Origin of the sequence: Evansella tamaricis (genome assembly GCF_019042215.1) — a bacterium.
Taxonomy (GTDB): Bacteria; Bacillota; Bacilli; order Bacillales; family Salisediminibacteriaceae; genus Evansella; species Evansella tamaricis.
In genome coordinates, this window is sequence record NZ_JAHQCS010000101.1 from 1 (window position 1) to 17,096 (window position 17,096).

At 37.9% G+C, this 17,096-nt stretch carries 17 protein-coding genes; 15 read left to right on the forward strand and 2 right to left on the reverse strand.

Annotated features, from left to right (window positions below; genetic code table 11):
- Positions 1 to 355: 355 nt before the first annotated feature.
- The 6 genes from ruvA to yajC all read left to right on the forward strand — a co-directional run bounded on the left by ruvA (position 356) and on the right by yajC (position 4,882).
- On the forward strand, positions 356 to 973 hold the full coding sequence (gene ruvA / locus KS419_RS12180) for a Holliday junction branch migration protein RuvA (protein ID WP_217066679.1): 618 nt from the start codon (positions 356 to 358) through the stop codon (positions 971 to 973).
- A 19-nt stretch (positions 974 to 992) separates the two neighbouring features.
- Positions 993 to 1,994, forward strand: coding sequence for a Holliday junction branch migration DNA helicase RuvB (gene ruvB, locus KS419_RS12185; protein ID WP_217066680.1), 1,002 nt, complete (start codon positions 993 to 995; stop codon positions 1,992 to 1,994).
- Positions 1,991 to 2,209, forward strand: a complete 219-nt coding sequence (locus KS419_RS12190) for a DUF2905 domain-containing protein (protein ID WP_217066681.1) — start codon at positions 1,991 to 1,993, stop codon at positions 2,207 to 2,209. Before ruvB ends, KS419_RS12190 begins: the two co-directional genes overlap by 4 nt.
- A gap of 43 nt (positions 2,210 to 2,252) precedes the next feature.
- Positions 2,253 to 3,281, forward strand: a complete 1,029-nt coding sequence (gene queA / locus KS419_RS12195) for a tRNA preQ1(34) S-adenosylmethionine ribosyltransferase-isomerase QueA (protein ID WP_217066682.1) — start codon at positions 2,253 to 2,255, stop codon at positions 3,279 to 3,281.
- A 14-nt stretch (positions 3,282 to 3,295) separates the two neighbouring features.
- Positions 3,296 to 4,432, forward strand: a complete 1,137-nt coding sequence (gene tgt, locus KS419_RS12200) for a tRNA guanosine(34) transglycosylase Tgt (protein WP_217066683.1) — start codon at positions 3,296 to 3,298, stop codon at positions 4,430 to 4,432.
- 180 nt (positions 4,433 to 4,612) lie between these two features.
- Positions 4,613 to 4,882 (forward strand): preprotein translocase subunit YajC, encoded by a 270-nt coding sequence (gene yajC / locus KS419_RS12205; protein ID WP_217066684.1) that lies wholly within the window; start codon positions 4,613 to 4,615, stop codon positions 4,880 to 4,882.
- An 87-nt stretch (positions 4,883 to 4,969) separates the two neighbouring features.
- Here yajC and KS419_RS12210 read toward each other — a convergent pair whose 3' ends face one another.
- The gene (locus KS419_RS12210; RefSeq protein WP_217066685.1) at positions 4,970 to 5,347 is read right to left on the reverse strand and encodes a TIGR04086 family membrane protein; all 378 of its coding nucleotides are present in this window, start codon (positions 5,345 to 5,347) and stop codon (positions 4,970 to 4,972) included.
- Between the two features lie 169 nt (positions 5,348 to 5,516).
- Here KS419_RS12210 and KS419_RS12215 point away from each other — a divergent pair, with 169 nt between their 5' ends.
- Positions 5,517 to 6,806, forward strand: coding sequence for an ArsB/NhaD family transporter (locus tag KS419_RS12215; RefSeq protein ID WP_246593879.1), 1,290 nt, complete (start codon positions 5,517 to 5,519; stop codon positions 6,804 to 6,806).
- An 89-nt stretch (positions 6,807 to 6,895) separates the two neighbouring features.
- On the forward strand, positions 6,896 to 7,549 hold the full coding sequence (locus tag KS419_RS12220) for a DUF421 domain-containing protein (protein ID WP_217066686.1): 654 nt from the start codon (positions 6,896 to 6,898) through the stop codon (positions 7,547 to 7,549).
- 127 nt (positions 7,550 to 7,676) lie between these two features.
- Here the strand turns inward: KS419_RS12220 and spoVB are convergent, their stop codons facing one another.
- Entirely contained in the window at positions 7,677 to 9,230 is a 1,554-nt protein-coding gene (spoVB, locus tag KS419_RS12225) for a stage V sporulation protein B (protein ID WP_217066687.1), read from the reverse strand.
- 296 nt (positions 9,231 to 9,526) lie between these two features.
- Here spoVB and KS419_RS12230 point away from each other — a divergent pair, with 296 nt between their 5' ends.
- From KS419_RS12230 to recJ, 7 genes are all read left to right on the forward strand, one after another.
- On the forward strand, positions 9,527 to 10,345 hold the full coding sequence (locus KS419_RS12230) for a DUF368 domain-containing protein (protein WP_343215058.1): 819 nt from the start codon (positions 9,527 to 9,529) through the stop codon (positions 10,343 to 10,345).
- 19 nt (positions 10,346 to 10,364) lie between these two features.
- Entirely contained in the window at positions 10,365 to 10,685 is a 321-nt protein-coding gene (locus KS419_RS12235) for a post-transcriptional regulator (protein WP_217066688.1), read from the forward strand.
- 130 nt (positions 10,686 to 10,815) lie between these two features.
- Positions 10,816 to 12,132 carry a protein translocase subunit SecD gene (gene secD / locus KS419_RS24910; protein ID WP_246593890.1) on the forward strand — a complete coding sequence of 439 codons (1,317 nt, stop codon included), beginning with the start codon at positions 10,816 to 10,818 and terminating at the stop codon, positions 12,130 to 12,132.
- Complete coding sequence (gene secF, locus KS419_RS24915) at positions 12,122 to 13,051, forward strand: protein translocase subunit SecF (protein WP_343215059.1); 930 nt, start codon at positions 12,122 to 12,124, stop codon at positions 13,049 to 13,051. The genes secD and secF overlap by 11 nt, the downstream gene beginning before the upstream one ends.
- Positions 13,052 to 13,356: 305 nt before the next feature.
- A complete protein-coding gene (locus KS419_RS12245) occupies positions 13,357 to 14,259 on the forward strand; it encodes a cation diffusion facilitator family transporter (RefSeq protein ID WP_217066721.1) in 903 nt (300 codons plus the stop codon).
- A gap of 58 nt (positions 14,260 to 14,317) precedes the next feature.
- Positions 14,318 to 14,632 (forward strand): LapA family protein, encoded by a 315-nt coding sequence (locus KS419_RS12250; protein WP_217066689.1) that lies wholly within the window; start codon positions 14,318 to 14,320, stop codon positions 14,630 to 14,632.
- Positions 14,633 to 14,714: 82 nt separating this feature from the next.
- A complete protein-coding gene (recJ, locus tag KS419_RS12255) occupies positions 14,715 to 17,060 on the forward strand; it encodes a single-stranded-DNA-specific exonuclease RecJ (RefSeq protein ID WP_217066690.1) in 2,346 nt (781 codons plus the stop codon).
- The last annotated feature ends 36 nt before the right edge of the window (positions 17,061 to 17,096 follow it).

Genomic DNA, 17,096 nt, shown 5'->3' on the forward strand with positions numbered 1-17,096 from the left:
AGGCGCTTGCGCTTTTCTTATTGTCTAGCTCCAGCGCCTACTCGCTGCGGGGCACTTCAGAAGTGACAACTGAAGTCAAAGAGCGGACTTCTGTTGTCATTCCTCCACTGCCCTACGCTCGTGACCATAGGCGCTTGCGCTTTTCTTATTGTCTAGCTCCAGCGCCTACTCGTTGCGGGGCACTTCAGAAGTGACAACTGAAGTCAAAGAGCGGACTTCTGTTGTCATTCCTCCACTGCCCTACGCTCGTGACTATAGGCGCTTGCGCTTTTCTTATTTGTATTCATTGAATTTGATCTTCATGTGTTAATATAGAAATATGTGTTCTCATTTTTTTTTGAAAAGAGGTATAGATATGATTGAATTTCTTAAGGGGAAAGTTGTACTTATTGATGTTGATTCCATCGTAATAGATGTACATAATGTAGGTTATTTAGTTTACTGTCCAAACCCTTATCATTTTGAAGGTAACTTACATCAGGAGATTACTATTTATACATATCAACATGTTCGGGAAGATTCCATTAAATTATTTGGATTTTCTCAAAGAGAAGAAAGATGGTTATTTGAAAAATTACTTCAGGTATCTGGTATAGGGCCAAAAGGGGCACTGGCAATTCTTGCAACAGGGGAACCTGATATGGTTATTCACGCTATTGAAAATGAAGATGAATTATTTTTAGTTAAATTTCCTGGGGTTGGAAAAAAAACCGCCAGACAAATTATCCTTGATTTAAAAGGGAAATTAACTGATATAATAACCTCGAAGGGTAATGGAAGTTCCTTCGGAAACATAACCCAAGAAAAATCATCAACGTCATTACATAACTTAGAATTGAAAGAAGCGCTAGAAGCATTAAAGGCACTTGGATACGTTGACAGGGAGATAAATAAAGTAATCCCACAACTCCAAGAAGAAAAGCTAACTACGGATGGTTATATACGAAGGGCACTTCAGTTAATGCTAAAGTAATTAATCGGGGGAATATAGGATGGAGGAACGAATTGTAGGCAGTGAATCCCATGAACAAGAAGAATGGGAGGAACGTAGTCTTCGACCGCAAAGGTTAACACAATATATTGGTCAAAAGAAAGTTAAAGATAATTTAAGTGTTTTTATTAAGGCTGCAAAAATGAGAGAAGAAACATTAGATCATGTGCTTTTATATGGTCCGCCTGGATTAGGGAAAACAACATTGTCTATGATTATCGCCAACGAAATGGGTGTAAATTTAAGAACAACATCTGGACCAGCTATAGAACGACCTGGTGATTTGGCTGCTATTTTAACTGCTCTAGAACCGGGAGATGTTTTATTCATTGATGAAATTCATCGGTTAAACCGCTCAGTGGAGGAAGTATTATATCCTGCAATGGAGGATTATTGCTTGGATATTGTTATTGGTAAAGGTCCAACAGCACGGTCCGTACGTTTAGATTTACCTCCGTTTACTTTAGTTGGAGCAACTACTAGGGCAGGAATGTTGTCTGCTCCGTTACGGGACCGATTTGGTGTTGTGAGTAGATTGGAATATTATACAAATGAAGAATTAGGTGAAATTGTAGAAAGAACCGCTGAGGTGTTGGAAGTCCCATTAATCCATGAAGCGGGTAGGGAAATCGCCAGTCGATCGAGGGGAACCCCACGTATTGCTAATCGGCTATTGCGTAGAGTAAGGGATTTCGCACAAGTTCGGGGCACTGGTGAAGTGGACGTGAAAGTCACGAAGGAAGCACTAGAACTTTTGCAGGTGGATCCATTAGGTCTGGATGAGATTGACCATAAATTACTTGGAAATATTATTGAAAAGTTTCGTGGAGGACCAGTGGGACTTGATACACTCGCTGCTACGATTGGTGAAGAATCCCATACCATTGAGGATGTCTATGAACCCTTTTTATTACAACTTGGGTTTTTACAACGTACTCCAAGGGGAAGAATGGTAACACCTGAAGCGTATAAGCACTTAAAGTTGGAGGTGCCAAAAAAGTGACACAATTTCCGAAGATATTGGTAACAATAGGAGTAATACTGGTTATTGCTGGGCTTTTATGGCAAGTAGGAGGGAAATATCTTTCTTTAGGGAAATTACCAGGCGATATCTTTATACAACGGGGAAATTCAACTTTTTATTTTCCGATTGTAACCTCTATTGTAATTAGTATTCTCTTGTCACTAATATTGTTTGTTTTAGGACGTTTCCGCTGAGGAAACATGTAACAGCAAAAGATAGACAGAAAGGTTGAGTTTGATGGATGTCTCACAATTTGATTTTGATTTGCCGGATGAATTAATTGCACAAACTCCTTTGGAAAATCGGACAGGCTCAAGATTGTTAGTATTAAATAAAAATAACGGCGAGATACAGCACCGTCAATTTAGTGATTTTGAAGAATATCTTTCAAGAGGGGATGTTCTAGTATTAAACGATACAAAAGTAATTCCAGCTAGGTTAATGGGGCTGAAGGTAGATACGGAGGCTAAGATTGAACTTCTTTTGTTAAAAGAAGAGGGAGATCATATATGGGAAGCTCTTGTTAAACCTGCAAAAAGAGTGAAAGCAGGTACTAAAATTCAATTCGGTGAAGGGAAACTCATCGGAACATGTGTGGAAGAATTGAATGAAGGGAGGAGAAAAATCCAATTCTCCTTTGACGGGGTCTTTAATGAAATATTAGATGAGTTGGGACAAATGCCATTACCTCCATACATTCAAAAACAATTGGAGGAAACGGAACGCTATCAAACAGTTTATGCGAAACATCGTGGTTCGGCAGCAGCTCCTACCGCTGGACTTCATTTTACTGAAGAACTGTTACAACGGTTACGCAACAAAGGGGTAAACATTGTATTTATTACATTACATGTGGGATTAGGAACTTTTCGTCCTGTATCGGTTGATAAAATTGAAGAACATCAAATGCACGCTGAATTTTACCAAATGTCATCAGAGACTGCTGAAATGTTAAACAAAGCTAAATCAGACGGTCAGAAAGTGATAGCTGTAGGAACCACTTCAGCAAGGACACTGGAAACAATTGCATCAACTCACGATGGAAAATTTATTGAAACTTCAGGTTGGACAGATATCTTTATTTACCCAGGGTATACTTTTTCTGGCATTAATGGCTTACTTACAAATTTCCATTTGCCAAAATCGACTCTTGTAATGTTAGTCAGTGCATTTGCCGGCAGAGAGAATATTCTCCGTGCCTATAAAGAAGCTGTGGATAATCGGTACCGCTTTTTTAGCTTTGGTGATGCAATGCTTTTATTGTAAAGGAAGTGATCTAAATGGCAATAACATATGAACACATAAAAACATGCAAACAATCTGGGGCAAGACTAGGAATTGTCCATACACCTCATGGGTCATTTGATACACCAATGTTTATGCCCGTAGGAACATTGGCTACAGTAAAAACAATGAGCCCAGAGGAGTTAAAGGAAATAGGTGCTAAAATAATTTTAAGTAATACGTACCATCTATGGTTGAGGCCTGGACACGAAATTATTAAAGAGGCAGGTGGTCTTCATAAATTTATGAATTGGGACCGTCCCATCTTAACTGATTCCGGTGGTTTTCAGGTGTTTAGTTTAAGTGATATGAGAAAGATAACAGAAGAAGGCGTTGAATTCCGAAATCACCTCAGTGGGGAAAGAATGTTTTTAAGTCCTGAAAAAGCAATGGAAATTCAAAATGCCCTTGGGCCAGATATTATGATGGCATTTGATGAGTGTCCCCCATACCCTGCAGAATATGATTATATGAAGGCGTCAGTGGATCGCACTAGCCGTTGGGCTGAACGATGTATTAAGGCCCATTCAAGACCGAATGAGCAAGGTTTATTTGGTATTGTCCAGGGGGGAGAATATGAAGAATTACGGAAACAAAGTGCAGAAGATCTAGTTTCGTTAGATTTTCCCGGATATGCAATTGGGGGATTATCAGTAGGAGAACCGAAGGACGTTATGAATCGTGTATTAGAGTTTACAACACCACACTTACCAGAAGGTAAACCGCGATATTTAATGGGAGTAGGATCTCCTGACTCTTTAGTTGATGGGGCAATCAGGGGAGTGGATATGTTTGATTGTGTACTACCTACAAGAATTGCAAGGAATGGAACATTAATGACTAGTGCTGGGCGTTTAGTAGTCCGAAATGCAAAGTATGCCCGTGATTTTGGTCCTTTGGATGAAAATTGCGATTGTCATGTTTGCAAAAACTATAGTCGTGCTTATATCAGGCATTTAATAAAAGCAAATGAAACATTTGGCTTACGTCTAACTACGTACCATAATTTATATTTCTTACTAAAGTTAATGGAGAATGTACGTAAAGCTATTAAAGAAGACCGGTTGTTGGATTATCGGGAAGAATTTTTTGAGTTGTATGGATTTAATAAACCTAATGCCAAAAATTTCTAATTGTAAATAAATTAGTTTTCTTAAAGCTTTTAGTTGATTTTAACAGTAGATATTGTCTAAAATAGTACAGGAGAGACAACTATAGTAATAAAATGAATTTTGATAAATAAGTAAGCCTTTGCGCTAAAATATAAAAGCAAAGGTAAGGGTGTTTGTCAGCTGGGAAAGGGGTGAATACATATGGGAGACGGTAGTATCTTTGGTGCAATACTTCCTTTATTATTGATGTTTGCGATCTTTTATTTCCTTTTAATCAGACCGCAGCAAAAGAGACAAAAGAAGGTTAGAGAAATGCATGCTGCGCTTCAAAAAGGTGATAAAATTGTTACGATCGGTGGTTTACATGGTAAGATCGATGCAATTGATGAAAACCTTGTTGTAATTGATATTGGCAGTACAAAATTAACTTTTGACCGCCAAGCAATTCGTGAAGTAACGAATCAAGACTGATAATGATGAAAAAAAACCGATTTCCAATTGGAAGTCGGTTTTTCTTAAAAGAGAAGAATGTTGCCTCGACGCTAATTCTTATTTCCTTCAAAACGTTTCTCCTCGAACATTAACACCAAATATTCCCCCTAATACAGCAACAACCAAGTACCCACTATGGACTAACCACTGTTGAATATCGAACCCTTCATTAAACCCTAAGAACTGAACAAAGAAAATGATGATTGTATAAAGAATGGCAGTAGTCGCTCCAGCTAACCACCCCTTTTGACCTGATCGACCTCCAGATATAAAGCCACCAAAAAATACAGCTAAAAATGAAACTCCTAGCAGTACCCAGGTTAAGCTCCCTTCTTCTAACGATGTAAAACGTAACAAAGTAGAGCTAATCAAACTGGCTAAAATGACCAGTATAAGTATGGTTAAAATACCATAAAGTGCACTGCTTATTAGACGATGTTGCATCGGTCATTCTCCCTCCCCTAATCTTTCTTTATTTCATTCATATTCAGAAGGAAAAAAATTAGACGAGCTTTTTCGTTTCAAGGACTAAAAAGATTCAAAAAGGTAAAAGGGAACATGTTTGTCCTTCTTTGTTCATACAATGTATCGAAGGATGGGGAGGGACATGTTTATGGATTGGTTTTTAGCCTTAGTAATCTTTATTGTAAGTTATGTATTTATCATTTCAGAGAAACTAAATCGAGCCCTCATCGCATGCCTCGGTGGGGTATTAATGCTATTTACAGGGGTATTAGATTTAAATGGTGCTTTTTTAGATCATATCGATTGGCATACAATTGTTCTTCTATTATCAATGATGATTCTTGTTTCCATAACAAGTCAGAGTGGTTTTTTTGAATTTGTAGCGGTTACATTAGCAAAAATGGTGAATGGAAAGCCAATCCCTCTCTTAATTGTAATCTCTACACTTACTGCAGTGGGTTCAGCTTTTTTAAATAATGTTACGACTGTATTACTTTTAGTCCCAATTGTTCTTACATTAACAAATCTTTTGCATATATCTGCAATACCATATTTACTTTCAGTAATCTTGGCATCAAATATTGGTGGAACAGCAACTCTAATAGGGGATCCGCCAAATTTAATGATTGGTCAGGCGGTTGATCACCTCAATTTTAATGACTTCTTAATACATCTAGGACCTATTGTTGTAGTCATTTATGTCACGATTATGATTGGTGTTTGTTTTCTTTATAGAAATCAGCTTGATGTCTCTCCACATTATCAAAGGGAATTAATGGGGGTTAATCCAAAGACATATTTAAGGGATCGACAGTTACTATTTAAATCAGTAACTGTTTTGACATTGACAACGGTTGGTTTTATTATACAACCTCTTTTAAATGTGGAACTGACAAGTGTAGCAATGGCAGGTGCCCTTCTCTTGATGCTTTTAACTCATGAAGATAAACAGACGGAAGAAGTTTTCCAAGCGGTCGAATGGGTTACTTTATTCTTCTTTGTTGGATTGTTTATGCTAGTAGGTGGATTGAAAGAGGTTGGTATTATAGACGAAATAGCAAAATCAATTATCCATTATACCGAAGGGGATTTACCAAAAACAGCACTATTAATCCTTTGGGCTTCGGGTATTCTTTCCGGTTTTGTGGACAACATTCCATTTGTTGCTGCTATGATTCCAGTAATTCTGGAATTTCAGGAATATGGGATGAGCAACTTAGATCCATTATGGTGGGCCCTTGCCCTAGGTGCATGTTTAGGTGGAAATGGAACGCTTATCGGTGCCAGCTCCAATGTCATTGTTGCAGGCTTAGCAGTAAAGGCAAAACAACCGTTTACATATATGGATTTTCTGAAAGTTGGTGCACCAACAGCTATCATTTCCTTCATTATTTCAAGTTTTTATTTATATTTTCGATATTTGATCTTTTTCCAGTAAATTCCTACCTTCCAATCCTTTTCAATTATTAATTACCACTACCTTGGGAAAAATAGTGTTGTAAAAGGATGAAGAAGGGGCGTTCACACGTGGAATTTGGAACTCTCATAACCAGAACGGTACTGATATACATTGTGATCCTCCTTGTTTTTCGTTTAATGGGAAAGAGAGAAATTGGTGAATTATCTGTAGTGGACTTTGTTATTTCCATCATGTTGGCTGAGTTAGCAGTTATTTCCATTGAAAATGTAGAAGCACCAATGGCTAGACAAATTATTCCTATGCTTGTTTTAATGATCATTCAAATAAGTCTTGCGTTTATCTCCTTAAAAAGTGATAAACTCCGTAAGTTAATTGATGGTTCCCCTTCCGTCCTCATCCGAAGAGGAAGAATTGATGAAAGGGAAATGCGTAAACAAAGGTATAACTACGATGATTTAATGATGCAACTTCGCCAGAATAACATCACATATTTATCAGATGTGGAGTTTGCAATTCTGGAACCTTCTGGAGATCTCTCTGTAGTGAAAAAAGAGGAAGGTCAGGACCCTAAAGGGGCCTACTTACCATTACCGCTAGTATTAGACGGAAAAGTCCAAGAAGACCATTTGAGACAAATTGAAAAAACTCCCTTATGGTTACGGCAGGAGTTGAGGAAACTTGGGTTTAAGGATATTAAGAAGATATCCTTTTGCTCTTTAGGAAGAAATGACACGTTATTTGTGGATCTAAAAGATGACTAAGGTTAGAAATTCATGATGGCTATCCTTTAAGTTCTTAGTAGAGCTTTTTAAGGATAGCCTTTTTATGTTGAATAAGTTAGTATATGTGCAATTTGAGGGGGAATTAACTTCTAACAAGTGTGTAGTTTCAGGTAATCCATTTATTGAGAATAGGAACACGAGCCAATTCTTCTTTTTTTACTAGACCTAGGACAGTGATTAACACCAAATAAACAATACCGGCAAGTAAAATGCTGCTTATCGTTTTATGTAAAAGGCTGTTGATAAAAATTGACTGATTCCAAAACCATGTGGCAAAACCACCTGTGATGACAATGGAGGCAACCACTTTAACTATATCACGAATATTTAAAGTGAAGCTGATGGCTTTTACGATAGTTGCAAAGTGTAAAAATGTCACTAGTAAAAACCCAATAACAATGGCTAAAGCAGCACCCATAATTCCAAACTCGGGGCGAGATGCAAGAATAAAAATTGCTGCTATCTTTACAAATGCACCAATAAAGCTATTTATCATGGCAGCTTTTGCTAATCCTAACGCTTGCAATGTTGCTTGTAGAGGGGATTGAAAGTATAAAAAGATACTGAATGGTGCCATAATTTTCAAGTAGGTAGCAACAGTTGGTGCGTTATAAACTAAATCCATAATTGGAACAGCAAATACATAGAGTACAACTACAGAACCTCCACCGGTCACTAAAGCTAACCGGAGTGCCTGTGAAAGGCGATGATGAATAAGTCCATAGTTTTTCTGGTAGGCTGCCTCACTGATGGCAGGTACTAATGAAACTGAAAGGGAGTGTGTAATAAAAGTCGGAAGCAGCAGCATGGGAATAACATAACCTGAAAGCTCTCCGTATTGAGCTGTCGCAAGACTTGTTGCAACACCTGCAATAGCTAAGCTTTGAGCTACGACAATTGGTTCGAAAAAAAACGAAACAGACCCGATTAGACGACTGCCTGTTGTTGGAATGGCGATCCCGAGGAGATCGTCAAGCGTCTTTTTCCCTTCTTTTACGTAGGTGAAAAATTGTCTTCGCATTCGAAATCGTTTCTTTCTCTTAAAGATTGTGATCATAAAGATTAAGGAAGCTAACTCCCCAAGTACAACGGATATCATCGCCCCTGCTGCCGCATATTCCAGTCCATAAGGTAAAAATGCAGTTGTGAAGGTGGCAACGAGTGTAATTCGAATCACCTGTTCAATCACTTGTGAAATGGCAGTCGGTTTCATATTCTGCAATCCTTGAAAATAACCTCTTAAAACGGCAGAGATGGCAACCACTGGAACTATTGGAGAAATGGCGATTAAAGGATAGAAGGCACGCGAATCCGTTAATAGTGTTTGAGAGATTAATGGTGCACCTAATATCATTAAAGCTGTAAAAAAAATACTTAATATTCCAGTGACGGAAAGGGAAACAACTAAGATACGTTTTATTCTAGCCCTGTCATTGTCTGCATCAGCTTCCGCAACAAGTTTAGAAATGGCCACAGGTAAACCTAATTGTGTTAGAGTTATAATGAGTAGTAAGGTGGGGACAGCCATCATATATAAGCCCACACCTTCTGCACCCATAATTCTCGCAACGACTATTTTGTTAACGAATCCTAATATTCGAGTAATTAATCCAGCTAAAATTAGAATAAACGCCCCTTTTAAAAAGGATTGTTTTGTCATAAACAGCCCCTACTTTCTCTCGATAAATCATAGATATTTACTCTAAACATGTATATGCTTTTAAGGGGGCCAAGCATGACAAGTTTAAGTATTTCTACTATTTACTACGGAATTTTCTATTGAATACTTTCAAAATTAATGGTTAGATAAAAAAGATGTTAGATAAAAAAGATGTTAGAAAAAAGATGGCTAGTTAAAGATTTAGATATAATAGGTTAAATAACAAGGGATAGAGTAAAAGAATGAGATAAAAAAACGGCTAAATAAGATAAAACAAAAGATAGGAGAATGGAAGCGTGGAATGGAAAAACTTATACCGTGGTGCTATGATGGGAATAACAGAATTAATTCCAGGTGTTAGTAGCGGAACGATTGCCATTTTGCTTGGTATTTATGATCAATTAATTTCAGCTATTAACGGACTATTTAGTAAAGAGTGGAAAAAGCATGTAGCCTTCTTACTTCCATTGGGTATCGGAATGCTTATTGCCTTATTTTCTTTAAGCAGGTTGATGAAATGGTTGTTGGAAAATCATTTTGAACCGACTCAGTTTTTCTTTTTAGGGTTGATTGTTGGGATTCTTCCTTTATTATTCCGAAGGGCTAAAGTGAAGACAACGTTTAATATAGGACACTTTTTACTAATAGCAATGAGTGCCATTGGAGTTGCAAGTATGAGATTCTTTGCAGATTCAGGAGAAAAAGTTATTATTGAAACACTCACAATGAATAACGGTTTTGTTTTATTTGCTTCTGGATGGTTAGCAAGTATGGCTATGTTATTGCCAGGGATTAGTGGTTCTTTTGTTTTACTTATTTTAGGTTCTTATTATACTGCCATCGGGGCACTTTCCGACTTTAACATTCCAATAATCGCTGTAATTGGATCAGGTGTCATCATTGGTTTTATTGTGTGCAGTAGGTTAATTAAATTTTTGTTAAATAATTTCCCTTATATGACTTACGCAATTATCATTGGTTTAGTCTTAGGATCTACAGTTGTGGTGTACCCAGGAATAAGTAGTTCAATTGTTATTTTCCCATGCGTTATAACTTTTATTGCAGGGGCTGTAACTGCTGTTTTACTTGGTGCAAAAGATAATGCAGATATATAAAGCGTGAGGAGGAATCTAGGTGGACGAGGTAAAATGGGAGGATTGGAAAAGAGAAGTGGATATTGTTTTGCAGAGTAAAGCAGAAGAATGGCATATCTTCGGTTATGGACGAGTATCAAAGGATGATGTTTGGGATTGTTTTATAGCCAAACTTCCCCGATTAGATGTACCTGATAGAATACGTTATCACTGGATTGTTGCACAATTATTCCATCTGCAGGCAAATGATTATATGAATTGGTTAACTCTCCAGGCATATAAAGGTCCAAACTTATTTTCTGAAGGGGATCCACTGCATTCGTTATTGAATAAAAAAGATAAAAATGGTCAGAAAGCCTAACATTGACAGTCAATTTTTAACATCGCTATAATAGTAACTGATATACTAGTGAATTACATAATAAAAACCCTAACCGAGTCATCGTGTTAGGGTGCTTCATTTGTGTATATAAAGGAGGATTAGTTCGTTCATGAAAAAAAATAGAGGGGTCAAAAAGGGCAGAATTGCCGTATTCTTTGTCATCGTAGCAGCTTTTGTAGCTTTGATTGCAACGAATGTTATGGATCATGCCAATGAAATTAGTCTTGGGTTAGATTTGCAAGGGGGCTTTGAAGTATTATATGAAGTCCGGCCTATTGAAGAAGGACAAGAAATTAATCGAGATTTATTGAGCGATACGGTGGCATCTTTAAATGCTCGCATTAACGTGTTAGGGGTTTCAGAGCCAAATGTAACAATAGAGGGAGATGACCGGATTAGGGTTCAGTTGGCAGGGGTCACTGATCAGCAAGCTGCAAGGGAACTTCTTTCTACAGAAGCGAGACTCACCATTCGTGATGTTGACGATAATGTACTTTTAGATGGTTCTGATCTCGTGGAGGGCGGCGCAAGACAAAGTTTTCATCCTGACACGAATGCGCCCATAGTTACAGTAACAATCGATGATGCGAACAAATTTGGTGATATCACCGATGAAATAAGGCGGCGTACAGTACCAGAAAACCGGATGGCTATCTGGCTTGATTTTGACGAAGGGGATAGCTATTACGAAGAAATAATGAAGGAAGACTCTAAAATAATCTCCGATCCGTCTGTGACACAAACTTTACGGACAAGGGATATTATGATTACTGGAAATTTCACTATTGAATCTGCCGATCATCTAGCAGGTGTTTTAAATGCTGGAGCCCTTCCTGTTGAGTTAGAGGAAATCTATTCCCATGCAGTGGGTGCATCTTTAGGGGAAAGGGCAATGGAGCAAACGATCTTTGCAGGCTTTATCGGAATTGCTTTGATCTTTGCTTACATGATTTTTTATTACCGATTCATGGGTGTCATGGCCGTTATAACACTAAGTATTTATATTTACATTGTTTTAGTAGTATTTAATTGGATGAATGCGGTCCTTACGCTTCCAGGTATTGCAGCATTAATTCTTGGTGTGGGGATGGCTGTGGATGCCAATATTATAACGTATGAGCGGATAAAGGATGAAATACGTGCTGGTAAATCAGCCATGAGTGCTTTCCGAGCCGGAAGCCGAAGGTCCCTGTCCACCATTCTTGACGCCAATATCACAACGATCCTAGCAGCAGCTGTATTATTCTATTTTGGGACAAGCGCTGTTCAAGGATTTTCGGTTATGTTAATCGTTAGTATTCTGACAAGTTTCTTAACAGCGGTATTCGGTTCGAGGTTATTACTGGGACTTTGGGTGAATAGTCGAATCTTGAATAAGCGACCTCGTATGTTTGGCGTGAAGGAGGACGAAATAAGTGAACTTTGATCATGATAATACCAAAATTGATTTTGTTAAGCACAGGAATAAATTTTTTATCTTCTCAGGAGCAATGATCGTTATAGGTATTATTCTTTTATCCACTATTGGTTTAAATCTGGGAATTGATTTCCGTAGTGGGACAACTATTGATGTGTTAACAAATAATGCTCCAATCTCTTCCGAAGAAATCTCAACAGAGTTTGCTGAGTTAGGCTATAACCCCGATGACATTACAATTGCAGGTAATGAAAATGAAATAGGACGGGTTAAATTTATTGGAGCCTTAAGTTCCGCAGAGACATTAGAGATTCAAGCTCACTTTGAAGAAGTTTACGGTGAGACGCCAACGGTAAGCACTGTAACCCCTATGGTAGGGGAGGAATTAGCAAGAAACGCTTTTATTTCTGTATTAATCGCTGCTGTGGGGATCATACTCTACGTGACAATACGATTTGAGTTTTTATATGGGATTTCTGCGATTGTTGCATTATTCCATGATGCATTGTTTATTTTAATCGTATTCAGTATTTTTAGATTTGAAGTAAACATTCCATTCATCGCAGCAGTGTTAACGATAATAGGTTATTCCATTAATGACACGATCGTAACGTTTGACCGTATCCGGGAAAACATGGGTTTAGAGAAGAAAGTGAAAGATTTCAAAGATTTAGCGAGAGTTGTTAACAAGAGTTTAGTTCAGACATTGGCACGTTCAATAAATACAGTTCTTACAGTCGTGTTTGCAGCCTCTGCACTTTTCTTTTTTGGTGGAGAAGCAATTCGGACATTCTCCTTTGCCCTGGTTGTTGGCCTTATAGCAGGAACGTATTCTTCACTCTTTATCGCGGCACAGCTTTGGTTAGTATTAAAATCGAAGCAATTGGAAAAAAGAAAGAAACGGCCTGTGGAACAGAGTGAGGCATAATTAAATATAACTATAATTTTGTAGAAAAGGTGTCCTATTCAAATGGGGCGCCTTTTTTAAGGGAATTTTATATGTTTTGGACCATTGGTCAAGATGTCTAGCTCCACCGACGAGCGTTCACTTCGGTGGCTGCTCATGACTATACTTCCAGTTGTCTCATAGGCACTTGAGCTTCACTTATTTAGTTTCGAATAGAGACTAGATAAGTAAATATTATGAATTACTCATAAAATAGGTAGTAACTTACAAATAATGTTATAGTAATGTTAATGAGATGAATTGGTGGGTGAATGGGTAAAATGGAAGTGAAATCCAATGATGAACGATATAGAAAAGTGAAATTTGGAGCATGGATTGGAATTATCGGAAATATTGTCTTAGCTCTCATAAAAGCAATCGTAGGGATTATCGCGAACAGTCGAGCTCTTGTTGCTGATGCTGTTCACTCTGCATCAGATGTCGTGGGATCAGTAGCTGTACTAATCGGAATTCGTGCCGCACAACTCCCACCAGATCGTGATCATCCATACGGTCATGGAAAAGCAGAAACTGTAACGGCAATTATCGTTGCTGTTCTTCTTTTTATTGTTGGTTTGGAAATTGCAATGTCTGCTATCAAAGCTTTTTTTGAACCAATTGCAGTTCCAGGTATAATTGCAATTTACGCAGTGATTTTTTCAATTATCGTAAAAGAGATCATGTTTAGATATAAAATATATTTGGGTAAAAAGTATAAGAGTGATGCATTAATTACTGATGCTTGGCATCATCGCTCAGATGTGTTTTCCTCAATAGCGGCCCTTCTCGGTATTGGTGCTTCTATTATTGGGGGATGGATTGAAGTTCCTTGGCTAGTTTATGCTGATCCTCTTGCTGGATTATTTGTTGCTATACTAATTGGGAAAATGGCATGGAAACTTGGCAGTGAAGCGATTCATAATACACTCGACCACGTATTACATGATGAGGACACGAAAGATATGATAAAAATGGCAGAGAGTGTAGAGGGAGTTTATGAAGTGGATGAATTATTGGCGAGGGAGCATGGACATTATGTTATCGTCGATATTAAAGTTTCCGTTGATCCATCCATCACAGTGGAGGAGGGCCATACTATCGGTAAAGAAGTGAAAGAAAGGATAATGGAAGATGAGTATGTTCACGATGTTCGTGTTCATATTAATCCATATTCTAATGAAACAAGTTAGCTTTTGATGTGGAAGTGACTTCAAAAGAAAACCAATAGACTGAAGGGAGTGTGGGAAAATGAAAGGACAATGGGGTCTTATTTTTGGAATTGTCATGGTGCTGATTATTGCGGTTTTTTCCGTTATAAATGTGGATCCAGTAGAAGTAAATTTCTTATTTGGACAAGCACAATGGCCGTTAGTGATCGTCATCATATTTTCCGTATTAATGGGTGGAATTATTGTTGGAAGTGTTGGAATGTACAAAATTTATCAACTACAAAGAGAAATCAAAAAACTTCGAAGGCCTAAACCAACTGAAATACAACCGGAAAATGAATCAAATCTTAAGAATAAAAAAGATTCACCTACTAAAGAGCGAGAATCTAAATAAATCCATACCGAAAATCTTGATATCTATGATTGCCACCTCTTTCGACCTTATGTATAATTACTTGGTCAGGGGTGGTTTAATTATGTTAAAGTCGAAATCAAGATGGAAAATTATAAAACCGGATGAAAATAAAGTACAAGAATTTTCACGTGCACTTCATATATCTAAAATTGCTGCCCGTTTCTTAGTTCAGAGGGGTTTTTCAACCGTTGAAGGTGCAAAGAATTTTTTACATACGGATCACAACTCCTTACATGACCCCTTTTTACTAAAGGATATGGAGAAAGCTGTTGAACGTATAAAAAGAGGAATAGCGGCAGGGGAAAAAATACTTGTATTCGGAGATTATGATGCGGATGGGGTTACAAGTACATCATTGATGTTTTTAACGTTGAAAGATTTAGGCGCCCAAGTGGGGTATTATGTACCGAATCGGTTTACGGAAGGTTACGGACCAAATGAACAAGCATTCCGACAAGCAAAGGAAGAAGATGTATCCATTATAATCACTGTGGATACTGGCATATCAGCAGTTCATGAAGCGGAAGTGGCCAAAGAGCTAGGAATAGATTTAATCATTACGGATCATCACGAACCACCTCCACAAATACCAGACGGTTTTGCAGTAGTGAACCCAAAACGTGAGGATTGTACCTATCCTAATCCTTCGTTAGCGGGAGTAGGAGTGGCATTTAAAGTTTCCCATGCTTTATACGGAAGGTCTCCTGATGAATTTTTAGATTTAGTCGCCATAGGTACTATTGCTGATTTAGTCCCATTAAAAGGTGAAAATCGGTATTTGGCTACCGCTGGCGTCCATAAACTAAGGCAAGGGCAACGGGTTGGAATAAAGGCATTACTTGACTTGTGTGGTGTACAAGCTCAGGAAGTAAGTGAAGAACAAATAGGATTTGTGATTGGACCACGACTTAACGCTGCAGGAAGACTAGATTCAGCAGATCCAGCAATTCATTTACTCATTAGCGAAGACCCTTATGAAGCGGAAGAGTTAGCGATGATGATTGATGACTACAACAAAGAAAGACAAAAAATAGTTAATGAGATGGCAAAAGAAGCGGAAGAACAGGTGGAAAAACAGGGGATTCCCCCAGTGATCATTGTTGGTCAAGAGGGATGGAATGCTGGTGTTATCGGTATTGTTGCGAGCAGATTAGTAGAGAAGTATTATCGTCCTACTATTGTGTTGAGTTTAAATAATGAAACAGGATTAGCGAAGGGATCTGCTAGAAGCATTGAAGGGTTTGATATGTTTCAGTCGTTATCTCAATGTCGTGAATGGCTTCCCCACTTTGGTGGACATCCAATGGCTGCTGGATTGACGATGGAAATAGCTAATATTGATAAACTACATGGTAAATTAATGAAATTGGCTGAGAGTACCATGAAACCTGAAGATTGGATTCGGTCTCTTTCCGTTGATCTACCGGTGGAAGTGGAAGAGGTGACCACGGAAGCTATTTTGGACCTTCAGCAAATGGCTCCTTTTGGAGTTGGAAACCCGGCCCCGAAAGTATTACTGGAAAATATTGAATTCTCTTCAATTAAAAAAATTGGAGCAAAACAAGATCATCTAAAGGTATCCATTCGTAATAGGGATACGGTGTTGGACGGTATTGGATTTCGAATGGGTGAGTTACAAGGGGAAGTGTCCCCTCTGGCTAAAGTATCTGTTGTAGGTCAATTATCCATTAATGAATGGAACGGGAATATAAAACCTCAACTTGTTATAGAAGATCTAAAGGTGGAAGAGTGGCAGTTATTTGATCTTAGAAGTAATAAAGAGCCTTGGACAGTACTAAATAATTTGAATGCTCAGGAGGTTTCTGTTGTCCTGTTTCAAAAAGCATCTGAATCTCACTTGTCAAAACTACCTAAAAATTGGGAGGTAATTAAAAATTACCACCAAGAAAATAAAGCGACAAATTCCCTTTCAGCAAAGTATATCCTATTGCTTGATTTACCTGAAAGGATGGAGTACCTTCAGAATTTATTGAGTGGAAGTCAACCTGAACGAATTTATACTGCATTTCTCCATGATCAAGATTATTTTTTTGAAATGATGCCAACCCGGGAACACTTTAAATGGTTCTATGCTTTTCTGACGAAAAGAGGTTTCTTCAATTTAACGGAGCACGGGCAAGATTTAGCGAAATATAAAGGTTGGTCAATAAGTGGGGTTCGATTCATTTGTCAGGTGTTTTCTGATTTAGAATTTGTTAAAATAGATAACGGCATAGTAACTTTAATGGAAAATCCGCAAAAAAGGGATTTAAGTGATTCGAAAACGTATAAAGAGCGGATCGAACAAAGTGAATTAGAAGACAGATTATTTTACTCTTCCACAACAGAACTGAAACAATTTTTTAACAGTTTACTTCAACAAAAGGAAACTGTCCAAGTACAATAGTATAAAGGTTGAAAAAGATGACGAAGGTATTAACTA

Coding starts and splice junctions, on each gene's coding strand:
- ruvA (WP_217066679.1), top strand. CDS start 356: ATGATTGAATTTCTTAAGGGGAAAGTTGTACTTATTGATGTTGATTCC.
- ruvB (WP_217066680.1), top strand. CDS start 993: ATGGAGGAACGAATTGTAGGCAGTGAATCCCATGAACAAGAAGAATGG.
- queA (WP_217066682.1), top strand. CDS start 2,253: ATGGATGTCTCACAATTTGATTTTGATTTGCCGGATGAATTAATTGCA.
- tgt (WP_217066683.1), top strand. CDS start 3,296: ATGGCAATAACATATGAACACATAAAAACATGCAAACAATCTGGGGCA.
- yajC (WP_217066684.1), top strand. CDS start 4,613: ATGGGAGACGGTAGTATCTTTGGTGCAATACTTCCTTTATTATTGATG.
- KS419_RS12210 (WP_217066685.1), bottom strand. CDS start 5,347: ATGCAACATCGTCTAATAAGCAGTGCACTTTATGGTATTTTAACCATA.
- KS419_RS12215 (WP_246593879.1), top strand. CDS start 5,517: ATGGATTGGTTTTTAGCCTTAGTAATCTTTATTGTAAGTTATGTATTT.
- spoVB (WP_217066687.1), bottom strand. CDS start 9,230: ATGACAAAACAATCCTTTTTAAAAGGGGCGTTTATTCTAATTTTAGCT.
- secD (WP_246593890.1), top strand. CDS start 10,816: ATGAAAAAAAATAGAGGGGTCAAAAAGGGCAGAATTGCCGTATTCTTT.
- KS419_RS12250 (WP_217066689.1), top strand. CDS start 14,318: ATGAAAGGACAATGGGGTCTTATTTTTGGAATTGTCATGGTGCTGATT.
- recJ (WP_217066690.1), top strand. CDS start 14,715: ATGTTAAAGTCGAAATCAAGATGGAAAATTATAAAACCGGATGAAAAT.